At 63.9% G+C, this 22,500-nt stretch carries 20 protein-coding genes; 7 read left to right on the top strand and 13 right to left on the bottom strand.

Annotated elements, in window-relative coordinates; translation table 11 throughout:
• Nucleotides 1–113: 113 nt before the first annotated feature.
• The 3 genes from DRB17_RS00620 (at nucleotide 114) to DRB17_RS00610 (ending at nucleotide 3,658) form a co-directional block, all read left to right on the top strand.
• Nucleotides 114–1,235: a sulfotransferase family protein gene (locus DRB17_RS00620; RefSeq protein ID WP_114580231.1), complete on the top strand. Its 1,122-nt coding sequence runs from the start codon at nucleotides 114–116 to the stop codon at nucleotides 1,233–1,235.
• Nucleotides 1,232–2,227 (top strand): NAD-dependent epimerase/dehydratase family protein, encoded by a 996-nt coding sequence (locus DRB17_RS00615; RefSeq protein WP_161958653.1) that lies wholly within the window; start codon nucleotides 1,232–1,234, stop codon nucleotides 2,225–2,227. Before DRB17_RS00620 ends, DRB17_RS00615 begins: the two co-directional genes overlap by 4 nt.
• A gap of 207 nt (nucleotides 2,228–2,434) precedes the next feature.
• On the top strand, nucleotides 2,435–3,658 hold the full coding sequence (locus DRB17_RS00610) for an alpha/beta hydrolase family protein (RefSeq protein ID WP_114580230.1): 1,224 nt from the start codon (nucleotides 2,435–2,437) through the stop codon (nucleotides 3,656–3,658).
• Nucleotides 3,659–3,685: 27 nt separating this feature from the next.
• Here the strand turns inward: DRB17_RS00610 and otnI are convergent, their stop codons facing one another.
• Nucleotides 3,686–4,468, bottom strand: coding sequence for a 2-oxo-tetronate isomerase (gene otnI, locus DRB17_RS00605; protein WP_114580450.1), 783 nt, complete (start codon nucleotides 4,466–4,468; stop codon nucleotides 3,686–3,688).
• A gap of 263 nt (nucleotides 4,469–4,731) precedes the next feature.
• On the opposite strand from otnI, the gene DRB17_RS00600 reads away from it, so the two are divergent.
• Nucleotides 4,732–5,184 (top strand): YaiI/YqxD family protein, encoded by a 453-nt coding sequence (locus DRB17_RS00600; RefSeq protein WP_114580229.1) that lies wholly within the window; start codon nucleotides 4,732–4,734, stop codon nucleotides 5,182–5,184.
• A gap of 112 nt (nucleotides 5,185–5,296) precedes the next feature.
• Here the strand turns inward: DRB17_RS00600 and DRB17_RS00595 are convergent, their stop codons facing one another.
• The 5 genes from DRB17_RS00595 to DRB17_RS20105 all read right to left on the bottom strand — a co-directional run bounded on the left by DRB17_RS00595 (nucleotide 5,297) and on the right by DRB17_RS20105 (nucleotide 13,367).
• Nucleotides 5,297–6,835, bottom strand: coding sequence for a SpoVR family protein (locus DRB17_RS00595; RefSeq protein WP_114580228.1), 1,539 nt, complete (start codon nucleotides 6,833–6,835; stop codon nucleotides 5,297–5,299).
• A gap of 2 nt (nucleotides 6,836–6,837) precedes the next feature.
• Entirely contained in the window at nucleotides 6,838–8,148 is a 1,311-nt protein-coding gene (locus DRB17_RS00590; protein WP_114580227.1) for a YeaH/YhbH family protein, read from the bottom strand.
• A gap of 36 nt (nucleotides 8,149–8,184) precedes the next feature.
• Nucleotides 8,185–10,128, bottom strand: coding sequence for a PrkA family serine protein kinase (locus tag DRB17_RS00585; RefSeq protein ID WP_114580226.1), 1,944 nt, complete (start codon nucleotides 10,126–10,128; stop codon nucleotides 8,185–8,187).
• A gap of 371 nt (nucleotides 10,129–10,499) precedes the next feature.
• Nucleotides 10,500–12,821, bottom strand: a complete 2,322-nt coding sequence (locus DRB17_RS00580; protein ID WP_114580225.1) for a choice-of-anchor F family protein — start codon at nucleotides 12,819–12,821, stop codon at nucleotides 10,500–10,502.
• 384 nt (nucleotides 12,822–13,205) lie between these two features.
• Nucleotides 13,206–13,367: a hypothetical protein gene (locus DRB17_RS20105; RefSeq protein ID WP_153242350.1), complete on the bottom strand. Its 162-nt coding sequence runs from the start codon at nucleotides 13,365–13,367 to the stop codon at nucleotides 13,206–13,208.
• Between the two features lie 387 nt (nucleotides 13,368–13,754).
• On the opposite strand from DRB17_RS20105, the gene DRB17_RS00575 reads away from it, so the two are divergent.
• Nucleotides 13,755–13,964, top strand: a complete 210-nt coding sequence (locus tag DRB17_RS00575) for a cold-shock protein (RefSeq protein WP_114580224.1) — start codon at nucleotides 13,755–13,757, stop codon at nucleotides 13,962–13,964.
• Between the two features lie 102 nt (nucleotides 13,965–14,066).
• Here the strand turns inward: DRB17_RS00575 and DRB17_RS00570 are convergent, their stop codons facing one another.
• The 3 genes from DRB17_RS00570 to DRB17_RS00560 form a co-directional block, all read right to left on the bottom strand.
• Complete coding sequence (locus DRB17_RS00570) at nucleotides 14,067–14,417, bottom strand: hypothetical protein (RefSeq protein ID WP_206607739.1); 351 nt, start codon at nucleotides 14,415–14,417, stop codon at nucleotides 14,067–14,069.
• Nucleotides 14,418–14,519: 102 nt separating this feature from the next.
• Entirely contained in the window at nucleotides 14,520–15,347 is an 828-nt protein-coding gene (locus DRB17_RS00565; protein WP_114580222.1) for a phosphate/phosphite/phosphonate ABC transporter substrate-binding protein, read from the bottom strand.
• A 1-nt stretch (nucleotide 15,348) separates the two neighbouring features.
• A complete protein-coding gene (locus DRB17_RS00560) occupies nucleotides 15,349–16,203 on the bottom strand; it encodes a helix-turn-helix domain-containing protein (protein ID WP_114580221.1) in 855 nt (284 codons plus the stop codon).
• A gap of 193 nt (nucleotides 16,204–16,396) precedes the next feature.
• On the opposite strand from DRB17_RS00560, the gene DRB17_RS00555 reads away from it, so the two are divergent.
• Nucleotides 16,397–17,386 (top strand): fatty acid desaturase, encoded by a 990-nt coding sequence (locus DRB17_RS00555; protein ID WP_114580220.1) that lies wholly within the window; start codon nucleotides 16,397–16,399, stop codon nucleotides 17,384–17,386.
• 83 nt (nucleotides 17,387–17,469) lie between these two features.
• Here the strand turns inward: DRB17_RS00555 and DRB17_RS00550 are convergent, their stop codons facing one another.
• The 3 genes from DRB17_RS00550 to ectA all read right to left on the bottom strand — a co-directional run bounded on the left by DRB17_RS00550 (nucleotide 17,470) and on the right by ectA (nucleotide 20,056).
• Nucleotides 17,470–17,889, bottom strand: coding sequence for an ectoine synthase (locus DRB17_RS00550; protein ID WP_114580219.1), 420 nt, complete (start codon nucleotides 17,887–17,889; stop codon nucleotides 17,470–17,472).
• 163 nt (nucleotides 17,890–18,052) lie between these two features.
• Nucleotides 18,053–19,333 (bottom strand): diaminobutyrate--2-oxoglutarate transaminase, encoded by a 1,281-nt coding sequence (gene ectB / locus DRB17_RS00545; protein WP_114580218.1) that lies wholly within the window; start codon nucleotides 19,331–19,333, stop codon nucleotides 18,053–18,055.
• A gap of 111 nt (nucleotides 19,334–19,444) precedes the next feature.
• A complete protein-coding gene (ectA, locus tag DRB17_RS00540) occupies nucleotides 19,445–20,056 on the bottom strand; it encodes a diaminobutyrate acetyltransferase (protein WP_114580217.1) in 612 nt (203 codons plus the stop codon).
• 529 nt (nucleotides 20,057–20,585) lie between these two features.
• Here ectA and DRB17_RS00535 point away from each other — a divergent pair.
• A complete protein-coding gene (locus DRB17_RS00535) occupies nucleotides 20,586–20,849 on the top strand; it encodes a type II toxin-antitoxin system HicB family antitoxin (RefSeq protein WP_114580216.1) in 264 nt (87 codons plus the stop codon).
• Between the two features lie 92 nt (nucleotides 20,850–20,941).
• Here the strand turns inward: DRB17_RS00535 and DRB17_RS00530 are convergent, their stop codons facing one another.
• Nucleotides 20,942–22,378 (bottom strand): trimethylamine methyltransferase family protein, encoded by a 1,437-nt coding sequence (locus DRB17_RS00530; protein ID WP_161958652.1) that lies wholly within the window; start codon nucleotides 22,376–22,378, stop codon nucleotides 20,942–20,944.
• Nucleotides 22,379–22,500: the final 122 nt, after the last annotated feature.

Below are 22,500 nucleotides of genomic sequence, written 5' to 3'. Positions count from 1 at the left end.
CAAGCCAATGACATCGTCGTGAAAACTCGACAGCCGTCCGCGCTCGTGCGACCAGAACGTCGGATGCCCCGCGTGCTCCCGGCAAGAGGACGCAAGGACAGGATGAGAGCCGTATGACGCGCCCCATTCATCCATTGACCGGCGCCGACCCAGCCACACTCTTCCGGGTCCTCATGCAAAACGGCTCACCGCGCGCGAAGTTCCTTCCCGCGTTGTCCGGCATGGTGGCGTCCGCCCTGCTACGCCTGCCCTCGACAGGGCTGGAACGGGCGTACGTCGAGGTGCGCGCAGAGGCGCGTGCGCAGATGCCGGCCCCGATTTTCATCCTGGGTCACTGGCGTTCCGGCACCACGCATCTTTTCAACCTGTTGAGCGGGGCGCCCGGCCTGACCTACGCGGCGCCGGTGCCAACGGGGATGCCGTGGGATTTCCTGTTGCTGGGACGGGCGCTTCGTCCGCTGCTGCACAGGGCGATCCCGGACGAGCGGGGCATCGACGCGATGACGGTCACGCCGAACGCCCCGCAGGAGGACGAGATCGCGCTGGCGTCGATGACGCGGCCTTCCTATTACCACGGCGTCTATTTCCCCCGGCGATTCAGGGAGCAGATGCGGCGCGGCCTGTTCTTCGACGGCTGCACGCCGGCGGAGGTCGCCGGCTGGCAACGTGCGCTGCGGCTGTTCACGGAGAAAGTCTCGCTGAACGCCGGTGGCCGGCAGGTGCTGATCAAGAACCCGGCGCATACGGCGAAGATCCGGCAGTTGCGGGCGGTCTGGCCGGACGCCCGTTTCGTTCATATCGTGCGCAATCCCTACCACGTATACCAGTCGACGCAGCGAATGTTCGCCGCGCTGCTGGACATGGTCGCCCTGCAGGACTGGGACCCGGCGGAGGTCGAGGCGGTGATCCTGGAAAGCTATCCGCGGATGATGGATGCGCTCGTATCCGACAGCTGCGAGCTTGCCTCCGACCGTTTCATCGAAGTCCGCTTCGAGACGCTGGAAGCCGATCCGCTTGGCACCGTCGCGGCCATCGCCGACCGCTTGGGCCTCGCCGACCCGGAGGGCCTTGTCTCCGCCGCGAAGCGCCACCTGGACAGCGTTTCGGGCTACCGCAAGCAGACCCGAAGCGTGCCGCCCGAGGTCGCGGAGATCGTGGAGCACCACTGGGGCCGGCAGCTCGAACACTGGGGTTATGCTCGGCCCGTCGCGAACCGCGAGGGAGCCGGAAGTTGATCGATCTCGTCACCGGCGGCGCCGGCTTCCTCGGGCGGCACGTGGTCCATGCTCTGCTGGCGCGGGGCCGGGGCGTGCGGGTCCTCGACATACGCCACGCGTCCGATCTGCCGGGCGAGGTCCAGTGCGTGGTCGGGCAGATCACCGACGCGGGAACGGTCGCGCGGGCAATGCAGGGTGTGGAGCGGGTCTTCCATCTGGCCGCGATTCCCGAACTCTGGGCCCGTGACAAGACCGTGTTTGACCGCGTCAACCGCGGCGGCACGGAAACGGTGCTGGCGGCGGCGCGGGCGTGCCCATCGCTGCGGGCCTTCGTTTATACATCCTCGGAGGTCGTGCTGGTGCCGCAAAAGGGGGTGCCGGTGCCGCCGCGCCTGGACGAGACGGTGGAGCTTGGCGTGCATCAGGTGATCGGCCCCTATGCCCGCAGCAAGCGCGCGGCTGAGCTGGCAGTGCTGGCCGCCGCCGGGGAGGACCTGCCCGCCTGCTCGGTCATCCCGACGATGCCGGTGGGCCCCGGCGATGTCTCGCGGACGCCGCCGACGCGGATGATCGCGGACCTGCTGGCGGGTCGCACGCCTGCCTATGCCGAGGTGATGCTGAACATCGTCGATGCCCGCGACGCTGCCGAGGGGCATGTCCTCGCCGCCGAACGCGGGCGGCTCGGCGAACGCTACCTGCTTTCAGGGCACAACCGCACCATGAGCGCGCTGTTGGCCGAACTGACACCCCTGGCGGACCGGGCGATGCCGCATCGACGGGTGCCGCGCACCCTGGCCCGCGCCTTTGCGCGGGTTGACGAGGCCGTCGCCGACCGGATCACGCATCGCCCGCCGACGGCGCCGCGCGACGGCGTCGACATTGCCTGTCGCCAACACCCGTTTGACAACAGCAAGGCACGCGACGAACTGGGTCTCGCCCCTCGCCCGCTCGCGGAAACGCTGCACGACACCGTTGCGTGGCTGCGTCAGGAGTCCCCTGATAAGCACTAGCGCTAAGTCATTGTTTTTTCAATTTAAATTACACCGTCCTTACGACAAAAGCCCCTCGGCCCCGCGCCGGTGAGGGCCTTTTCGTTTCGTTACGATCTCTTCCCATTCGACGCCATCACGCTTGCAGCCGGAAGCCAACCCCAGGCGTTATCCGGAAGTGGCGCGATTGCGATAATTCCCCGCCCCTCGACCGCCAAGGGAAGAGCGATGCGACAGCTTTACGTGGCTTGCACGGTGCTGCTTCTCCTGTTGAATGCCCTGCCCGGCGCGGCACGTGCGCAGGAGACGCTGCGGGATATTCGCGACGACCTGGGCGTTTCCGTGGATGGCGGCGCGATATCGGTGTCCGGCGTCTCCTCCGGCGGCTATATGGCCGGGCAATACCATTTGGCGCATTCGACCAAGCTGATCGGTGCCGGGATTATCGCGGGCGGCCCCTATGCCTGCGCGCGGACCACCAGTTTCTGGTGCGATTTCGCGCCCGGTTGGCCGGGGTTCTGGATGCCGCACGACAGTTGTCAGGCGATCCATATGTGTACGGCGGCGGCGCGACTGGAATACGGGTTGATGGGCGCCTATTTCGGGCCGCCCGACCATCGGGACGCGCTGGACACCGCCGTCGACGAGGCCTTGGCCGGGCGCATCGATCCGTTGAGCGGCCTGAAGGGCGACCGCGTGTGGCTGTTCTCCGGCCTGGAGGACAGCCTGATGCGGCAGGAAATCACCGACGATCTGCGCGACTTCTACCTGGAGCTTTACAGCCAGGACGAAGTCGACAACCCGCCGTCACTACTCGCCTACGAGGACGGCTGGACCGTCGAGCACGGCATGGTCGTGGATATTCCCGGCGAAGCCGACCGCTGCCTGGAATACGGGCCGCCGTTCATCAACGACTGCGGCTTCGACGCGGCCGGCCAACTGCTCGCCTTCATTCACGACCTCAAGGGGCCAGCCGGCGGGCCGCCGGGAAAGCCCGCTTATGGCGCATGGGACGGCGGCTCGCTGCGAGCGTTCGACCAGCGGCCGTTCTTCGACGCCGGGGATGACAGCGTCAGCCTGAACACGCAGGGCCACATCTACGTCCCGGACGCCTGCCGGGATGGGGTCCCCTGCCCGCTGCATATCGCTTTCCACGGCTGTCGCCAGCACGAAGCCGCGGTCCGCCAAGCCTGCGAGAATGGCGGGAATTGCCCGCTGCTGTTCTTTCATGAGGACGGCGGTTACAACGAATGGGCGGAAGCCTACGGCATCGTCGTGCTCTATCCGCAGGCGACCGCATGGGGAGACGCAAGTGCCCTGGACAAGAACCCACGCGGGTGCTGGGACTGGTGGGGCTACAGCGGCGACGGCTATTTCCGCAAGTCCGCCAAGCAGATCCAGGCCGTCGATGCCATGATCGCCTGCCTGCGCGGCACCGCGCCATGCGGGTGACGCCAGCCCGCCCGCGGCATTTCGGGGCTATCCGATCCCGTATGGCGCGGCCCAGCCCAGACTGTCGGGCGTTCGCCCGCGCGGCCGGTATTCGCAACCGATCCAGCCGTCGTAGCCAAGCTCGTCCACGAGACGGAAGAGATAAGGATAGTTCATTTCTCCCTCGTCCGGCGGCGTGCGGTCGGGCACGCCCGCGATCTGCATGTGGCCGATCCGCCCGATATGCGCCTTCAGTGTCCGGGTCAGGTTGCCTTCCATAAGCTGCGCGTTGTGGAAATCGTACTGGATGGCGACATTGGGGTGCCCGACCTTCTCGACCGCGTCCCGCCCCTCCTCCGTCCTCGTCGTCAGATAACCGGGCCGCTCGAAAGTGTTGATCGGCTCGATCAGGACCCCCACACCCGCCTTGGCACATGTCTCGGCCGCCCAGGCGAGATTATCGAGGTAGGTGCCAAGGCACCGCGACCGCGTCTCGCCCGCCGGCACGATCCCGGCCAAGACGTGGATCGCTTGCGCGCCCAGCGCCTCGGCGTATTCCAGTGCCCGCCCGACACTCTCGCGGAACTCCCCCTCATGCCCCGGCAGGCCCGAGAGGCCATACTCGCCGGCCGCCATGTCGCCCGGTGGGGCGTTGAACATCACCATCTTCAGGCCCGCCGCCCGGAGCCGCCGGGCCAACTCTTCCGGCGCATGGTCGTAGGGAAGCTGCATCTCGACGGCGGGGAATCCCGCCTCGGCCGCCGCCTGAAAGCGGTCGGGAAGCTCGTGCTCCGTGTACATCCAACTAAGGTTGGCGGCGAACTTCGGCATGCGCACCTGTCCCTTCGGCGGCCCGTCGAGGAATTCGACGGCCGCATCGGTTTTATCGGCGCAATGCAGGGAGGTGAAGTCGTCAGTTGCTTCGGCGCAGGATGGCAGCGCGCTGCTCGGCGTTATTGGCGCCTTCCTCATATGCAACGCACATCGACCGCAAGCAACGGCAAGACATACCCCGCAGGGCTGACAACGGCGGCAATCGGATTTAAAACCCACGGGCGTTACGAACGGCCAAGCCATCCAGACAGCGAGCCCGAATGGTCGAAATCTACGTCGACGCGGACGCCTGCCCGGTCAAGGACGAGACCGTTCGCGTCGCCATGCGTCATGGCCTGAAGACCTATCTCGTCAGCGACGGCGGTATCCGCCCCAACCAGAACCCCCTCGTCGAAGTGGTTTTCGTCGCCGAGGGCGCGGACGCCGCAGACGATTGGATCGCCGAGCGCATCCAGGACGTGGACATCTGTATCACCAACGACATTCCGCTGGCCGCACGGTGCCTGGAGCGCGGCGCCAGGGCCATCAAGCCGACCGGCGAGCCTTACACCCAAAGGGGGATCGGCATGGCGCTCGCCAACCGGGACCTGATGCAAACCCTGCGGGAAACCGGCGAGGTCACGGGCGGGCCCAGGCCCTTCGGCAAATCCGACCGCTCGGCCTTCCTCAACCGCCTCGAAACCATGATACAGGCTGCCAAGCGCGGGAAGTAAGCCCCTCTCCCCGGCCCCTGCGAAAATCGAGATCGACGCGGACCGTTAACGTCCTCATGCGTCCCGTAAACCGGAAGAAGATCGTAGTCCAACGGGCTTCGCGATCAGGCCGCTAGGCCATCAGTGCCTCGGAATCGAGCTTGTGCTCCGCGAAGACGCGGTCGCCGTCCGCGTCCACCTCGCAAAGGACCACCGGGTATCCCCACAGGGCCGCAATGTGCCGCAGAACGCGTCGTGTCTCCAGCGCGTCGAGAACCTGGCCGTCGCGCACGGTATGCTGAAGCACCAGCGTGCGGCCGCCTTGCATGTCGGCATCAACGATCTCGATCCTGGGCAGGTCGGTTGCCGGATCGTACGCGGTCGCCAGGGACCGGCGGATCCGCTTATAACCCGATTCGTCGTGAATCGCGGCGACCCGAAGTTCCGGCGACTCACCGTCGTCATCGATCTTGAAGAGGTGGAAGTCGCGGATAACGCGCGGCGACAGGTATTGCCGGATGAAGCTCTCATCCCGGAAATCCGTCCATGCCCGCCGCAGCGTCTCAACCGGGCAACCGTTCCCCGCGATGTCCGGGAACCAGGCGGTATCCTCCTCGGTGGGCTCGGTGCAGATGCGCTCGATGTCGCGCATCATGGCGAAACCCAGCGCATAGGGGTTGATGCTGGAAAAGCGCCGGTCGTCGAAGTCCGGCTGGAAGACAACACTGGAATGGAGGTGCAGGAACTCCAGCATCGCCGAGTCGTCGATGCGCCCCTGCCGGTGCAGGCGGTTCATGATCTGGTAGTGGCACCAGCAGGCGCACCCCTCGTTCATCACCTTGGTCTGGCGCTGCGGCTCGAAGTAGCTTGCCATGTTGCGCACGATACGCAGAAGCTCGCGTTCCCAGTCCTTGAGTTGCGGGGCGTGCTTCTCCAGGAAGTACAGCAGGTTCTCCTCGGGCAGGCCGAGGCTGCGGCGCTCCGCTTCCTCGTCCAGGTCCACCTCCGGCCGCGCCTTGCGCGCCGGCAGTGTGCGCCAGAGGTCGTTGTAGTCCGCCTGGGCCTCTTCCAGGCGCTGGATGGCGCGCTCGCGCTCCTTGCCGATCCGCGGACGCTCCCGCCGGCCGAAGCGGTCCACGCCCTGGTCGCTCAGGGCGTGCGCCGCGTCCAGGACGCGCTCGACCGCCTTGACGCCATAGCGTTCCTCGCAGCGCGCGACATAGCGCTTGGTAAACGCGATGTAGTCGAGGATCGCGTTCGCGTCGGTGCGGGACTGAAAGGCGTGGTTCGATTTGAAGAAATGGTTGTGGCCCATGGCGGCATGGGCCAGCACCGTCGCCTGCATCGTCATGGTGTTCTCTTCCATGACGTAGCAGATGCTGGGATTGGAGTTGATGACGATCTCCAGAGCGAGACCACGCAACCCCTTGCGATAGAGCGTATCGTTCTGCGCGAAGCGCTTGCCGAACGACCAGTGGCGATACATCACCGGCATACCCACGCCGGCATAGGCGTCCAGCATCTGCTCGGCGGTGATCACCTCGATCTGGTTGCGGTAGAGGTCGAGGCCCAGTTCCCCGGTACCGATCTCCTCGATTGCATCGTATGTCCGCTGCAGCGTGTCGAAGTTCCAGTCGGCACCCTCGTACAGCAGGCCGGAAGTCGTACGCATCCTCATGCCTCCACCCCCTCCCGGCTGAACAGGCCGCGGAAAACCGGGTAGATGTCGCGCGGCTCGCCGATGGCCCGCATGGCGAAGTTGTCGTGTGTTTCCGCCACCGGTGAATAGCCGGTCCAGAGATCGCTGTCGCGCTGCATGTTGAAGCCGGGCGGCCCGCCGTCGCGGCCGATCTCGACATAAGCCATATACTGACAGATCGGCAGCACGCGCTCTTCCAGCAGGCTGGCGCAGCGCGGCACGTCGCTCAGGACGTCGTCGCCGTCGCTGGCCTGGGCGGCATATATGTTCCAATCCGCCGTCGGGTAACGCGCGGCGACGACGCGCAGCATTTCGTGGAGCGCGGAGGAAACCACTGTGCCGCCGGTCTCGCGGCCGTAGAAAAAGGTCTCCTCGTCCACCTCCTGGGCGTGGTTGGTATGGCGGATGAACACGACCTCGACATGCTCGTAGCGGCGGTCGAGGAACATGTGCAGCAGCATGAAGAAACGCTTGGCCAGGTCCTTCATGGTCTCGTCCATCGAGGCCGAGACATCCATCAGGCAGAACATGACAGCCTGCGAAATCGGTTTGGGCACCTGCTCGTAACGCCGATAGCGCAGGTCGACCGGATCGATGAAGGGAATGCGCGCCCGCTTCCCCCGGGCGCGCTCCAGTGCCGTCTCCACCTCGGCAATGCGCTCCTCCGCCGAGCGGCCATCGCTCGGCGCGATAGAGCCGTCGCGTAATCCAGCCAGTTCACGCTCCAACTGTGCGAGGACATCCTCGCCGGGCCGGCCCAGCGCCACGCGACGGACCAGCGAGCGCCGCATGGTGCGCACCAGGCTGAGACGGTTGGGGGCGCCGGTAATGGAAAAGCCGGCGCGCTGGGGCTGCGGGCTCTTCTCCGCCTTGATCTTTTGCTTCACCAGGTCCGGCAGTTCCAGGTCCTCGAAAAACAGGTCCAGGAACTCGTCCCTCGTCAACGCGAAGGCGAAGTCGTCCTCGCCCTCGCCGTCCTCGCTGGCCCGGTTGCCCCGGCCATCGCCGCCCCTTGGCTTCGGTATGCGATCACCTTCCAGGTACTCCTTGTTGCCGGGGAAGATCCGCTCGTGCTGTCCCGCCGTCCGGTCACGGCCGAAACGCGGCTCGTGGATGCCGTCCGAGGAGATGACCACATCCTCGCCCGAGCTGGAGTCCTTGACGCTGCGGTCGCGCAGGTTGTTCTTGATCGCCTCCCGGATCTGCTCGCGCGCGCGCCGGATGAAGCGTTGGCGGTTACCGAGGCTCTTGCCCCGAGGGTTCCGCCGTCTGTCGATAATATGCATGCGCCCCGCCCGTTCGATTTGATCGCCGGGAGCCAATCAGCCCGCCTTCTGGACGCGCATGTACCACTCGACCAGGCGCCGCACCTGACGCTCGGTGTAGCCATGCGCGACCATGCGCTCGAGGAAGGCCTGATGCTTCTGCGCGCTTTCGCTGTCCTTCTTGGTGCCGAAGGAGATGACCGGCAGCAGTTCCTCGACCTGCGAGAACATGCGCTCCTCGATCACCTCGCGGATCTTCTCGTATGAGGTCCAGCGCGGATTGCGTCCGCCATGCTCGGCACGCTGACGCAACGCGTACTTCACGACCTCGTTGCGGAAGTCCTTCGGGTTGGCGATGCCGGCCGGCTTTTCCGTCTTCGACAGCTCCTGGTCCAGCATGTGCCGGTCCATGAGCTGGCCCGTGTCGGGATCCTTGAAGTCCTGGTTCTCGACCCACGCATCGGCATAGGCGATGTAGCGGTCGAAGAGGTTCTGGCCGTAGTCCTCGTAGGATTCCAGGTATGCCTTCTGGATCTCCTTGCCGATGTATTCGGCATAGCGCGGCGCCAGGTCGTCCTTGATGAACTCGATGTACTGCTTTTCCGTATCCTCGGGGAACTGCTCCCGCCGGATCGCGCTTTCCAGTACGTACATCAGGTGGACCGGATCGGCCGCGACCTCCTTGCTGTCGAAGTTGAAGGTCTCGGACAGCACCTTGTAGGCGAAGCGCGTCGATAGCCCGGTCATGCCCTCGTCGACGCCGGCCGTGTCGCGATATTCCTGCACGGTCTTCGCCTGCGGGTCCGTGTCCTTCAGGCTTTCGCCGTTGTAGACGCGCATCTTCGCGTAGATGGACGAATTCTCGTGCGGCTTCAGACGCGTCAGTACCGAAAAGCGCGCCATCATGTCGAGCGTCCCCGGCGCGCAGGTCGCCTCCGCCAGCTCGGACTGGCCGATCAGCTTCTCGTAGATCTTCACTTCCTCGCTGGCGCGCAGGCAGTACGGCACCTTGATGACACAGATGCGGTCCAGAAAGGCCTCGTTATTGCGGTTGGCCTTGAAGCTCTTCCACTCCGACTCATTGGAATGCGCCAGGATCATGCCGTGGTACGGCAGCGCCCCGATGTTCTCGGAGCCCATGTAGTTGTTCTCCTGCGTCGCCGTCAGCAGCGGGTGCAGCATCTTCAGCGGCGCCTTGAACATCTCGACGAACTCCAGCAGTCCCTGGGTCGTGATGTTCAGGCCGCCGGAGTAGGAGTAGGCGTCCGGGTCTTCCTGGCCGTAGAATTCAAGCTTGCGGATATCCACCTTGCCGACCAGCGAGGAGATGTCCTGGTTGTTCTCGTCGCCAGGCTCTGTCTTGGCAACGCCGATCTGGCGCAACTTCGAGGGGTGGATCTGTACGACCTCGAACTTGCTGATGTCGCCGCCGAACTCGTCGAGCCGCTTGACCGCCCAGGCCGAACAGAGGCCGTTGAGGCGCCGCTGGGGAATGCCATAGCGCTCTTCAAGGGCGGGACCGTGCTTGGCCGGGTTGAACAGACCCAGGGGACTTTCGAACACCGGGCTTAGTTGATCGCCGGCTTTGAGTACGTAGATCGGCCGCTCCTCCATCAGCTCCTTCAGCCGCTCGGCAAGAGAGGACTTGCCGCCGCCGACCGGACCGAGGAGGTAGAGGATCTGCTTGCGCTCTTCCAAACCCTGCGCGGCATGGCGGAGGAAGCCGACGATCCGTTCGATCGTCTCCTCCATCCCATAAAAGTCCCTAAAGTATGGATAGACTTTGATTGTGCGATTCTGGAAAATACGTCCGAGGCGTGCATCGCGCGAGGTGTCAAGCACCGTCGGCTCACCGATCGCCGACAGCATACGCTCCGCGGTGGTGGCGTACATGGTCGGATCGTTGCGACACCCTTCCAGGTAGTCGCTCAAGCTCATTTGAGTATTTTTACGATCAACATAACTTTGGTTAAATACATCGAAGACATTTTCCTCAGCCATACCTTGGCCTCCGTCACACGATTGCCAAAATCCAGTTACGTCGACTTCGAGGTTATATAATAATATATGAAAAAATCACGAATGGGAATGTGTTATGAAGGATAGAAGGGTGTTCGATGCGCAAATTGGCCCTTCGCGGACAAGCGGAGCGGACCTGACTGCGTCCGCCGCTAAGCCGCATGAATCAAGCGACTCCGGGCAATCGTCGGGCAGAAGCTTGCGCGACGGCAAGGCCGCTCAAAAAAATTCGGGGCGGGCTGATTGACTGAAGATGCAATCGCCCGCCCCGTCGTATTCCGTCGCTCTATAGAGGTGGCCGTCCGCCCCGCCATCCGGGTGTTTGACGCCGGATGCCGGAGGTAGGCGCTCGCTCAGAAGTGTGCGGCTACGTTGAGCGTGCCGCGATGCTCGCTGAGGTCGTCGTTGCCGAATGTACCGTCGTAGGCCAGCGACACCGACATCGCCGTGCCGCCCGCGTCGAACTCGCCCGTCAGGGTCAGGCCGCCGCGGATGTAGTTCTCGTCGCGCCCATCGACAGGGGTATCGAAGCCCAGCGAGCCGCCCGTAAAGTTCGTCGTCACGGCACGCTCGCCGTTCTCGAACTCGCTCACCCAGTGCAGCCGCGCGTCGGGGCGCAGTATGCCCCAGCCCATATCGATGGGCGTGCTGGCATGGCCGCCAATCCACAGCGTCTGCGAGGATTCCTGGTTCTCGTCGACCTCCATCGACAGGACGCCGGCACCGGTTTCCGTGTAGTCGTCCACCTCGACGTCGAGATACTGGAACTTGGCGCTGGGGCCGAGAACGACGTCATTGAAAACGAAGTCATAGCCAGCGCGCACGGCACCGCCGATCTGACGGCCGTCCGGATCGCTGTCGGCCTGACGGTCGATGCTGCCGAAGCGGATGGTGCGGCTGTTGTCGTAGCTGAGCCAGGAATAGGCCAGCATGCCGTCCAGGTAGGCGCCGCTTCCAGCACCCAGCGAGCCGTAGATCGAGGCCGTGAAGCCGTCGACGTCCAACTCGCCGCGGCCGTCGTCGATATCGGAGTAAGTGGCGCCGTAGCTGACGGCCGCACCGACGAGGACAGGCTCGCTCAGCCGGTAATCGGCGCCCGCACTCAGCGCGAAGCCGTTGAAGTCGGCGCCCGCGCCGTTGGTGGTGCCGTCAAGCTCGCCCGTCGTGCCCGAGCCGGTGACATAGGCGGTCAGCTTCTCGTTGAGCCGGACATAGCCATCGACCGCGTCGGCGCGGGCCAGCATGCCGGCCAACTCGTCCGGCGAGCCGGCGGATGCGAGCTGCCGGTTGCGGGAGGGATCGACCTCGGCAACGCCCAGCCTGTCGGATGCGCCGTAGCCGCCGCTATACGCCGCCATCTGGTCCGAGGCCGCGCCCTGCCCCGCGAACTGGCGCAGGCGGTTCTGTTGCAGGCGCTGCAGCACGTGCTCGCTCTGCGCCCGGGTCACGACGAAGCCAAGCTCGGTGAAATTGCGCAGATAGCTGGTGCCCGCCCGCTCAAGAGCCTGCTGCTGCGCAGCGCGCGAGGGCAGGCTTTCGATCTCGGAGATGATTGTGGCGAACTCCGGGTCGGCGTCCAGGAACGGGATGTTCGTGGAGTCGAGGCTGGCGGCCACGCCGAACTGGTAGTCACTTCCCGAGGCCTCCACAATCGGCGCGAAGATCGGAACGAAACGCAGTGTCACTTGATCCACACCGAGATCCCCGACATCGAACGAGAAGTTCACGTTCGCGTTCGACAGATCCTCGATTGGGCCAATCTCGTAGTCCTCCTGGGCGGCCAGGCTCTGGATCTGGGACTCGCTGACGGGATCGCCGTTGCTGTCCAGCCACTGGTCGCCGCTCTTCCAGAACTGCAGCACCGCCTCGGTGGTCGGATCGCCGTCATCGTCGAAGAACAGGCCGTCGGGCACTTGGTTGCGGCTAAGTTGCGCGTTGCCGAACAGCGTCGCATAGGCGCCGAAAATGTCTTCGGCCTTCAGGGTGTCTGAACTGAGCTGCTCGAAGATGAAGCCCGCCCGCTGTGGATCGGTGAAGAAGCCCGAGGGCGCATCCGCGCCGCCCGTGCCGAAGAGGCCGCCCGGGAAGAATGCCCGCTGCAAGGGATCCTGACCAGTCGCGGATGTCGTGCCGGGCCAGCTTGTCGCCTGCGCACTGGTGAGCATGACAAGGTCGTCGAACGACAGCTTGCCGGCAAGCGCACCGTCTTCGGCCGGCGTGAAGTTGCCGCCCGTGCCGGTGCCAAGTTGTACCTGGAAGCCGACAAGGCGCGCACCCGTCTGGTTCGTCAGCTTCTGGAAATTGAAGTATTCGGTGGTGCCGCCGCTGTCGCCGACATTGAAGACGAGATCGAGGGGCGCTTTGCCCGTCAGGTTTGTCTTCACGCGCTTGCCCGACCCGCGGGGCGCGTCACAAACAAGGTCGTCTGCGACACTCGACATCACGCAGTTCTGGACGCCCTGCGGCGAGAACTGGTTGGCCGTGGTGAAGTCGTCGTTGTTCGGATCCTCGGTAACAATCTTCAGCCCCGGCTCGCTGACGCCTTCATCGAGATCGACCAACAGGAAGCCGTCGCCCTCGACCGCTGACAGGTCGAGCAGTTCGCCGGCTGAGGCCGGCGCGGCCAGCGCAATGGCAAGAGAAGACGCCGCCGCAATCAACGACAGCCTACGCATATTTTACCCCCAAGAAAAGAAACCTGCACATCGGCCCAGGGTTTGCCTCGGCCGCCAAAGCCATCACCGGACACGGAGTCCAGCTTCACCAGCACACCCTTATATACAATCTATATAATACTACCTACAAATTGGTATTATCATGATCCCAACATCTTATCCTATTGAGATTTCAATATGTTTTTCGATGGGCCATCCATTTATTTGATTTAAGTCAATTGTATTTAGGGCATTTTCAAAGAAATCCCGCGCTGTTGCGCCAATGCAACAGGGAAATTCCGCTTCCGTACAGATAAAATTGGGCGCGCACGAGAAGCCGCCCTGCCATCGACGACTGGCGGTCGCGAGAGTGAAGTGCGAAAGGACAGGAAAGACCGCGGGCGCCTAGAAGCCGACGGCCTTCAGCGTGCCGACGGCGGCCGCGGTCAGCAGCAGCCAGAACAGCGTCGCGGGCGGGTTGTCCCACCAGTCGAGCATCAGCTTCTTTGCAGCATACCAGGCACGTTGAGGTGACGGCGGCAATAGCGGCGATGGCGTCCGCTGCATGATCATCTCCCTCCCGCCGGAGCTTTGATGCTCCTGGTATCTGACCTTGTTCCGGCCTTGATTTAGCCAGCTAGCCTTGAGCGGGCATTCTATCCCGCGTCGTTGCGCGCGCCATGACGCATTCCTGTGACAAATTCGCACGTGCCTTGCGCTACGGATAACTCCCGTTAGGCGCGTGTTCGTCACATGGCCCCCCCCGGATTCAAGGCTACTTTGGTCTTGCGCGGCGCCCCATCCGGTCCCATTATTTATCCACTTTCGGCTTTGGCCGGTCTCTCGTGAACTGCCGACGTGTCGATGCGTAGCATGCCCGCGCCGGACCAGGACTAACGAGCGGCGCGGGCGGGCCGATCGTGCCAACGACACGACTTCGGAGACAGAGACGACATGGCTACCGGCACGGTCAAGTGGTTCAATACCACCAAAGGTTACGGCTTCATCGCCCCGGATGACGGCGGGAAGGATGCTTTCGTTCATATCACCGCCGTTCAGCGGGCGGGCCTGCAGAGCCTCGAAGAAGGTCAGCGGATCGAATTCGAGCTGGTTGCCGGCCGCGACAATCGGCAGTCGGCCGACAACCTTCGCATTGTGGGCTGAACTGTAACCCGGTTCGACCCGTACGTGAGTTCAAGCGGCGGCCGTACGGCCGCCGCTTTCATTTTGTCCTTGGCAGAGCCGCATTTTCAGAACTGAGAAGGGCTACTGACGACCGCCGCCCTTGCGCCGTTCGTCGCCCATACCTGAGCCGCCACCGCTGCCCATGCCTTGTCCCATGCCCTGCCCGTGCATGCCTTTCCCGCCCATGCCGTAACCGGGCTTTTCGGGAAGCTGCACGCCTCGTTCACGCGCCCGCCCTTGCATCTCGGCATGGTGTTCGGCGCGGATGCGGCGACGCTCTTCCTCGCTCTCAGCGCTGCGCATACGCTCTCGATAATGTTCCATCTCCTGCTGGGTCATCAACTGGCGGCCATAGATCGGACGGTCGTCGGACATGCCGCCGCCCGTCTGCTGGGCCAGCACAGGGGCCGACGTAATGAGAACACCGGCCAACAGCACAATCCTCAACGGTGATAACCGCATATCTCACCTTCCTTGCCAGATATTCGACGCTCGGAAGTTGGACCCTTGCAAGGATGCGGTCTTTGAGGCGCATCAAGGCGCTGGACAAGGCTCGACAGCAAGTGCCGGGCAGCGCGCCAGGGCATGCCGCTCCATATCCAGGATACGTCCGTAGTCTGAAGCTTCCCGCTCTTCGGCGCCTGAAATAAGAAGGGCCTCCCGCACCTCCGCCAGATCCGGATCTTTCAACGCCGCGGAAAGACCCTCGCGCAGACGCGCCACAATGTCGTCGCCGACCTCCGCGCGCGTGACGTAGGGAAGTCCGGGCACGCGCTCCGTGTAGGTCAGGACCCTTGTCCCGGCCAATGCCTCTGCGCGGTGCCGCGCCAAGAGGGCGTGGGTCACGGCGTCGACGGCGCAGACGTCCGCCCGCCCCTGCGCGACAGCTCGGATGCTGGCGAGATGGGTGCCCGTGGCCACCTGTTCACGAAATGCCGGCCCCGTCCCGCAGTGTGGCGCAACGGCGGCACGCAGTGCGTTACAGCCGGATTGGGACCCCGGTTCGTTGATGGCGCAGCGTCCGCCGATCACCTCCGCGATCGTCCGTGCGGGCGAATCGCTTCGCACGACGATGGCACTGGCATAGTCGCTTCCCGCGCAGCCGGGCGCGTTGTAGCAGGGCGTGGCGACAACACGCAATTTGCCGGCAAAACCATGTGTCAGGGGATAACCGCAAGTCTGCGCGAATAAAAGACGCGGATGCCCCCAGATATCCGCGGCGCATGACGCGCGTGTCAGCGAACGGGGCACGTCCGCCAGCCCGGCCGCCCGGAAGTGGCGAGCCAGACCGTACCACCAAGCCGTCTGCCAGACGGACACGCCCGGCAGATCGTACATCGGAAGGCCCGCGATGGCAGCCATTTCAGCCCTCCGCCACCTCGGTGTACAGCCGGTCGAGGAAGCTCGTGACGTCGGTGGGCTGTACTACCGCGGCGCGGATCAGGTCGTCGAAGTGACGCGTCATGATCCGGATGTGCTCGGTACTGTTGAAGACGAAGTACATATTGCCGATGTAGACTGCGACCCGGCGTGGCCCGAAAATGGTCACCGGCACGGAGAACCGCTGCCGCCCGTCGAACAGGAACCAGCGGAAAGTCGGGTAAAGCTCGCCGACCAGCTCTCGCGCGTGGTGGAGCTGCTCCAGGCGCTTGGGCTTCGGATAATCGCGCCAGATTCCCTCCCCGCGCGCCATCTCCTCGACAAGCTGGAACGAAGAGCACGCTTCCATGTCGGTTTCCGGAAGGCGTGAATAGGCCAGGCTCGACTCGGCTTGGCGCAGCCGCACCTCCGGCATCTCCGAGGAATACGAGCGGTACTCGTAGTCGATCGTGTCTTCGGTCTTCAGCAGGTCCGGCAGTGTCGTCGGCACATAGCGGATCTTGGAGCCGATGGCCTCGGCGTGCCAGCGCCGCAGCCGCTCGTCCACCGGACTGGCGCCACCGGGCTCGACCTCCATCTGCCCCGGCACCAGTTCCGCGCCCGGCTTTCCCTCCTGTGTCAGGCCGAGAAGCCAATCGGCGCTGACCTGCGTTTCGCGAGCAATCGCGGCGATGGTTTCCGCGCGCGGCAGTCGCGCGTTCTCGGGTGCCAGAAGCTGCGACAACGTCGAACGGTCAAGCCCGATGCGTGCCGCGAACGCCGCCCGGCTGCTGCCCTCGCGCTCGATCAGCTCGTTCAGGCGGTCGCGGAACCGCTCAACCCACTCGGTGCGTTCCATCTTTTACTCCGCGCTTACCATCTGTTGTCATATATCAACATAGTTGCTTATTATCATCAATATGTGGTTTAGCCATCAAAATATGCTTGCCGCCACATTCATAGTCTGATAACTACGAGCTAACTCGCCTTTATGGCGAAATTTAGCTCGCCACAATTCCCGTCTTAGGGGTGCTAGGAAAGGAGGATATTCGATGTCGATGCTGCGCAGGCGTTCGGGGCGCCGGCGTGTCGGGTGGCCGACGCTCCTGGTCGCCCTCATCGTCTATAGTGGCTTTGGGCTTGTTACCTGGTACCACGACACCTTGCCCTGGCCTGTGGTGCTTGCGGCCGCTGCGTGGCTCGCCGCCTGGCAGGGCTCATTGCAGCACGAAGTGACGCACGGCCATCCAACGCCCTGGCGCGCGGTGAACCGCGCGCTTGCAATGCCCGGCTTCCTGCTTTGGGTGCCCTTCGGCATCTACCGTAAGACGCACCTGCGCCATCACGTCGACAGCCGCCTGACCGACCCGCTGGAGGACCCGGAAAGCTTCTACGTCACGCCGCAGGAATGGGCTCGGCTGGGCCCCGTGCGGCGGCGCATCCTGTGGTTGCACAATACGCTGGCCGGACGGATGCTGCTTGGCCCCGCGCGCGCCGTGGGGCGGCTCTACGGCGACGAGGCGCGCCGCTTGGCAAGCGGTGATTCCAGCCACCTGCGCGACTGGGCCTGGCATGTTCCGGCAGTCGCCCTGGTTCTCGGCTGGGCGATAGGCGTTTGCGGACTGCCGACGTGGCAGTACCTGCTGGGCTTCGTCTACGGCGGCACGGCGCTGACCCTGCTGCGGTCGTTCCTGGAGCACCGCGCGGTGGAGGCGGTCGGCGAGCGTACCGCCATCGTCGAGGCCGGCCCGCTGCTAAGCCTGCTCTTCCTGAACAATAACCTGCACGCGGTGCATCACGCCTATCCGCGCCGACCCTGGTTCGAACTTCCCGCGCTCTACCGTACCGAGCGGGAGAAGACGCTAGCCGGTAATGGTCGGTATCGCTACGGCGGCTATCGCGAGATCTTCGTCAGCTACTTCCTGAAGGCGAAGGAGCCGCCTGTGCATCCGCTTTCCGGCGGCCCGCGCCTTGAAGCAGACGGTCATGGGAGTTTTGCCTGGAATGACGGACACGCCAAGCAGCCCGGCACCGTCGTTTAGGGCTTTCTCTTACTTCAGGACGCGAAAAGGCCGCCAACAAACCGCTGGCGGCCTCTCCGTTACAGCAGGTCTGCGCCCGTGATTCAGGCGGCGCTCGTCGCTTCGTCGTCGTCTTCGATGAGCGGGTAGACGCCATTCTCATCGTGCACCTCGCGCCCCGTCAGCGGCGGATTGAAGACGCAAATCATCCGCATGTCCTCGCTGCCGCCGCGCAACAGGTGGCGCTCATGGCCGTTCAGGGCGTACATCGTGCCGTCGGAGATCTTGTGGATCTTGCCCGTTTCCAGATCCTCGATCTCACCGTTGCCGGCAACGCAGTACACCGCCTCCAGGTGGTTGGCGTAGTGGATGTAGGTTTCGGTTCCGGCCTTGATGGTGGTGTCGTGGAATGAAAAGCCCATGCCGTCCTTGCGCAAAAGGAAGCGGCGGCTGACCCAGTTGCCGTTTTCCGCCGGCACGTCGGCGTCGGTTCCGATAAGGTCCTGAAGGCGTTTCACGATCATGCGCAACTCCCGCTCGTTCGAATGTCTGATCTTCAAAAGGATTGGCCGCGTTAACCTTGCACATCAGCGGCCCGAATGCACACCAACCTATGCGACGTAGAACGGTCCCGGTCCACATGGGACCGGGACCGGCTATCCGTCATTGTCTTCGGCAGCCTGGCAGTCAGGCGACCCGTTTCTCGCCACCTTCCCGCTTTCGCGCCACGGCGGCAACGGCATCCGCCATGATGTCCAGGCCGCGCCTCAGCTCATCCTCGGAAAGGATCAGCGGCGGCAGCAGCTTGGCGACCTCGTCATTGGCACCCGAGGTCTCCATGATGAGGCCGCGCTCGAACGCCGCGGCGCTGACGTCCTCGGCGGCACCGTCGACATGCAGCGCCAGGCCCTGCATGAAGCCGCGTCCGCGTACCTCCGGCTTCAGTTCCGGATGCGCGGCGGCCATCTCTTCAAGGCGTGCGCGAATGGTCTCGCCCTTCTCGCGGACAGAGCACGCGAACTTGTCGTCGCGCCAATAGGTTTCCAGCGCCGCCGTCGCCGTGACGAAAGCCGGATTGTTGCCCCGGAACGTGCCGTTGTGCTCGCCCGGCGCGAACTTATCGAACTCCGGCTTGATGAGCGTGATCGCCATCGGCAGGCCATAGCCGCCGATCGACTTCGACAGGCAGATGAAGTCCGGGTCCAGGCCCGCAGGCTCGAAGCTGAAGAACGTCCCCGTTCGCCCACAACCAGCCTGCACGTCGTCGACGATCAGCTTGATGTCGTGCGCCCGGCAGATCGACTGAAGGCGTTTCAGCCAGTCCATGCCGGCGGCGTTGATACCGCCCTCGCCCTGAACCGTCTCGACGATCACGGCCGCCGGGTGATCCAGGCCGCTGCTGGAGCACGTCAACATGTTCTCGAAGTGGTCGAGCGTGTCGACGCCCTCGCCCATGAAGCGGTCGAAGGGCATGAACACGGTGTCGTCCAGCGCCTTGCCCGCACCCTTGCGCTTGAAGGCATTACCCGTCACCGCCAGCGAGCCCAGCGTCATCCCGTGGAAGGCGTTGGTAAAGCTGACGATGGTGCGCCGCCCGGTGACCTTGCGCGCCAGCTTCAGCGCGGCCTCGACACAATTCGTTCCGGTCGGCCCCGGGAACATCACCTTGTAGTCCATCCCGCGCGGTTCCAGGATGATGTCGTGGAAGGCTTCCAGGAAGCGCTCGCGCGCCTCGGTTGCCATGTCCAGGCTGTGGGTGATGTTGTCGCCGGCGATGTAGTCGATCAGCTTCTGCTTCAGCGCCTCGTCATTATGCCCATAGTTGAGCGCGCCGGCGCCGGCGAAGAAGTCGATGTACTCCCGGCCGTCGCGGTCCGTCAGGATCGCGCCCTTTGCCTTGGTGAAAACGACGGGGAAGCCGCGGCTATAGCTGCGGACTTCGGATTCATAGCGTTCGATAATATTCATAAAGGGTCCCTCCTGCGCTCTCTCGGCGCGCTTGCGGGATGAGTGGCGTGGCCGATCGGCCGTGAAAAGCAAGCCGGATGATCCGGCGGGAAAGCCAGTGCGAACCGGAACTCAGAACGGTCCGATGCGGAAAAGCCGCTCGGATTCGTGATCGCCCTTGTCCGGGAACAGGCTTTCGTGGAAACCGCTGTCGATGACGCAGGACGTGTGCAGTTCCCGCGCGATCGAGCGGAAAAGGCGGGTCGATGGAACGTTTGACGGCGTTACCGTCGATTCCAGGTAGTGCACGTCGGCGCAAACCTCGCTCTGGAGCAGCTGGCGGATCAGCCGCTTGGCCAGACCGCGCCCCTTTTCGCTGTTCGCGACGCCGACCTGCCAGACGAAGACGGTGTCCGGCCTCTCCGGCGGGATAAAGCCGGAAACGAAGCCGACGATCCGTCCGCCGCGCTCGGCAACAACGCAGGTGTCGGAGAAGTACTCGCCTAGCATCAGATAGCTATAGGCGGAATTCACGTCGAGCACGCCGGTCTTCTCGACCAGCTCGTGCATGGCAGCCCCGTCCTCTTTCTCCGGCTTGCGGAAAGTATAGAGGCTACGGCGCTCGCGTTTACCCGCCTTTGCGGCGTCGCCCGCGGCGCTGCCCTCCGCATCCGGGTCCAGAAGGCCGGTATTGCGGATGTCGACGGTATGGATATCCGGGGATGACGTCTGTGGGACCTTCATGGTCGGATCGAATTTGCTCCAAGTGATCCTTGGGGTTAATTGCTTGCGCCCGATTGCGACAACGGAATGTCGCATTTACACGATTTAATGACGCGCCAACGCCAATTATGTATCGGGGCAAGTTATCGCACCGGACTATTGAAGTCCTTCATTCCATCAGGCGATGTTCCGTACAAATTCATCGTGCGATTGGCCGATAACATCGGGGGATTCTCCCGAAATGTCAAGGGTAGAACGCCGAAGCTTCCGGATCGAACCCGAAATTTTATCTCTATGATGCGCTGCAAACTGCGGATTTTGTACTGTTTTACCGCGCATCAAGTGCAATCAATTTTTCATCCTTAGCGCGCATTATTCCAGACACCCGGTTGATTTTCTCTGAGACGGTGATATATATCCGTTCGCGATCGCGGTGCGACGTCTTGTGGTTGTCGCCCGCTAAGCTCACGACCGGCGCTGTCACCGCAGCCTGTTTTCCGCGCGGCGCGCGCCGGCGAAATCGCACCAGAAAGGAGATCTCTCCAGACCCATGAAGGGATATTTTGCGATCGTCCGACGCACTTCGGACGACGAGTACACTGTCGAATTCCCCGATCTACCCGGCTGTCACTGCGACGCGCCAACGGTGGACGAGGCGTTCAGCAATGCCGAGTCGGCCCTGCGCGAGCACGCGGAAACCCTTGAATCGAAGGGCAAACGCCTGCCGAAACCGCGCCCCTCGCACGAGATGATTGCCGAGGCGGCGCGCCGGTCCGGCGTTGCGGCAGCCTGCCTGCGCGCACCGGCCGCTTAAAAACGGTCCGCGCGCCCGGCGCCGACAAAAAGATCAGCGCTGAATTCAACTGAAGGGGCCTGAACGGCCCCTTTTTTTGTTTTTGTTCTTTTTCAGGCCGCCTCGGCGCCGCCCTCGTGCTTGCGGCGGGCGACGAAGCCGTCGAGGGCGGCCAGCCGCGCCGGGTCGAGCGGCGGCGGCCGATGGTCGGCCACCAGACGCTGAACCTCGCGCGCCGCCCGCTGCACGGCCGGCTCTGGCCGCCACGAGGCATAGGCCTCCTGCAAGGGCTGCAGGCTGTCCTCGGTCAGGGCCTCTTCCGGGCGCGGCATCGCCGCAAGATCGGCGGGGTCGAAGTTCCACGCCTCTTCCGGTAGCGGCGTAAGCGTCGCCTCGATCCGGTCATACATCTCCGCGTCCAGCACCACCTTTTCGTAGGAGCTGGTCAAGCCGCCCTCAAGCCACCCGGCACCGTGCATGATCAGGTTGGCGTGCCCCATTATGGCCGCCCACAGCGCGGTCATCGACTCATAGGCAGCCTGGGCATCGACGGTGTTGGAGGCATTCACGTTCGACGAGCGATAGGGCAGCCCCTCGTACCGGGCGAGCTGACCCCCCGCCAGCGCCGCGCGGGCGTACTCCGGCGTGCCGAACGCCGGCGAACCGGAACGCATGTCGACGTTGGAGGTGAAGCCGCCATAAAGAACCGGGGCCCCCGGCGCGACAATCTGCATCAAGGCCACCGCGGCCAGGGCCTCTGCATTCTGCTGCACCAGGGCGCCGGCCAGCGTTACCGGGCTCATCGCTCCGGACAGCGTGAAGGGCGTTATGCCCACCGGCTGCCCTGCTTGCGCCATCACCATCATGCCATCGGCCATCGGATGGTCCAGGCGCAGGGGCGATGAGGTATTGATGATCGAGATCAGACTTGGGCGCGCGGCCAATGCCGCCTCGTCGACACCGCGAACGATCTTGATCATCTCCAGCGCGTCGCGAATGCGCGCGCCGCCAAGGGAATAGGCGTGGCACGGCTTGGTCGACAGCGTCAGGAAAGCATGGACGGCGTCAAGATGCCGGGTCGGCGCCGGGAGGTCCTGCGGCTCCACCGGATAGCCGCAAATCATCCGCACAGCGGGCAAGTTATCCGCCAGGCGCGTCAGCTTTGCCAGATCCGCGATGGTTCCGGGCCGCCGTCCGCCCGCAAGGTCGCTGCAATAAGGGGCGCTCGCGATCAGGCCCAGATTGATGGCGTTGCCGCCAAACTCCAGATAAGCGCTTTCGTCGTGATGCCACAGGCGAAAGCGCGACGGCGCGCGGGCGACGGCTTCCTCCACCAACTCCCGGGGGAAGCGCACGCGCTCATCGTCGACCCAGGCGCCGGCCTTCGCCAGGATGTCCCGCGCCTCGGGATGTAGGATGTCCATGCCGACGTCCTGAAGCACGTCCAGGGAAGCCGCGTGAATCCGGGCAAGCTCATCCTGCGACAAGGGCTCCAGTGGCGCATGGGGCGACAGAAGCGACCGGCAAACCGGTTCGATGCTGGGTGCCATAGTGCCCTCCCCAGGGTTTCTTGGTCTTTCAGCGCAGAAAACCACAAGCAGAGGCCGCAAATCCAGTTCGTCATAGCCTTCGCAATACATTTTTTGCAGCCACGTTGCCGCGCCCCGGATTG

Source organism: Ferruginivarius sediminum, from assembly GCF_003344765.1.
GTDB classification, from domain to species: domain Bacteria; phylum Pseudomonadota; class Alphaproteobacteria; order Kiloniellales; family Rhodovibrionaceae; genus Ferruginivarius; species Ferruginivarius sediminum.
Note: the sequence above shows the minus strand (reverse complement) of the source record. Positions and strands in the feature narration are given on the sequence as shown.

Coding starts and splice junctions, on each gene's coding strand:
- DRB17_RS00620 (WP_114580231.1), top strand. CDS start 114: ATGACGCGCCCCATTCATCCATTGACCGGCGCCGACCCAGCCACACTC.
- DRB17_RS00610 (WP_114580230.1), top strand. CDS start 2,435: ATGCGACAGCTTTACGTGGCTTGCACGGTGCTGCTTCTCCTGTTGAAT.
- otnI (WP_114580450.1), bottom strand. CDS start 4,468: ATGCCGAAGTTCGCCGCCAACCTTAGTTGGATGTACACGGAGCACGAG.
- DRB17_RS00600 (WP_114580229.1), top strand. CDS start 4,732: ATGGTCGAAATCTACGTCGACGCGGACGCCTGCCCGGTCAAGGACGAG.
- DRB17_RS00595 (WP_114580228.1), bottom strand. CDS start 6,835: ATGCGTACGACTTCCGGCCTGCTGTACGAGGGTGCCGACTGGAACTTC.
- DRB17_RS00590 (WP_114580227.1), bottom strand. CDS start 8,148: ATGCATATTATCGACAGACGGCGGAACCCTCGGGGCAAGAGCCTCGGT.
- DRB17_RS00585 (WP_114580226.1), bottom strand. CDS start 10,128: ATGGCTGAGGAAAATGTCTTCGATGTATTTAACCAAAGTTATGTTGAT.
- DRB17_RS00580 (WP_114580225.1), bottom strand. CDS start 12,821: ATGCGTAGGCTGTCGTTGATTGCGGCGGCGTCTTCTCTTGCCATTGCG.
- DRB17_RS20105 (WP_153242350.1), bottom strand. CDS start 13,367: ATGCAGCGGACGCCATCGCCGCTATTGCCGCCGTCACCTCAACGTGCC.
- DRB17_RS00575 (WP_114580224.1), top strand. CDS start 13,755: ATGGCTACCGGCACGGTCAAGTGGTTCAATACCACCAAAGGTTACGGC.
- DRB17_RS00565 (WP_114580222.1), bottom strand. CDS start 15,347: ATGGCTGCCATCGCGGGCCTTCCGATGTACGATCTGCCGGGCGTGTCC.
- DRB17_RS00560 (WP_114580221.1), bottom strand. CDS start 16,203: ATGGAACGCACCGAGTGGGTTGAGCGGTTCCGCGACCGCCTGAACGAG.
- DRB17_RS00555 (WP_114580220.1), top strand. CDS start 16,397: ATGTCGATGCTGCGCAGGCGTTCGGGGCGCCGGCGTGTCGGGTGGCCG.
- DRB17_RS00550 (WP_114580219.1), bottom strand. CDS start 17,889: ATGATCGTGAAACGCCTTCAGGACCTTATCGGAACCGACGCCGACGTG.
- ectB (WP_114580218.1), bottom strand. CDS start 19,333: ATGAATATTATCGAACGCTATGAATCCGAAGTCCGCAGCTATAGCCGC.
- ectA (WP_114580217.1), bottom strand. CDS start 20,056: ATGAAGGTCCCACAGACGTCATCCCCGGATATCCATACCGTCGACATC.
- DRB17_RS00535 (WP_114580216.1), top strand. CDS start 20,586: ATGAAGGGATATTTTGCGATCGTCCGACGCACTTCGGACGACGAGTAC.
- DRB17_RS00530 (WP_161958652.1), bottom strand. CDS start 22,378: ATGGCACCCAGCATCGAACCGGTTTGCCGGTCGCTTCTGTCGCCCCAT.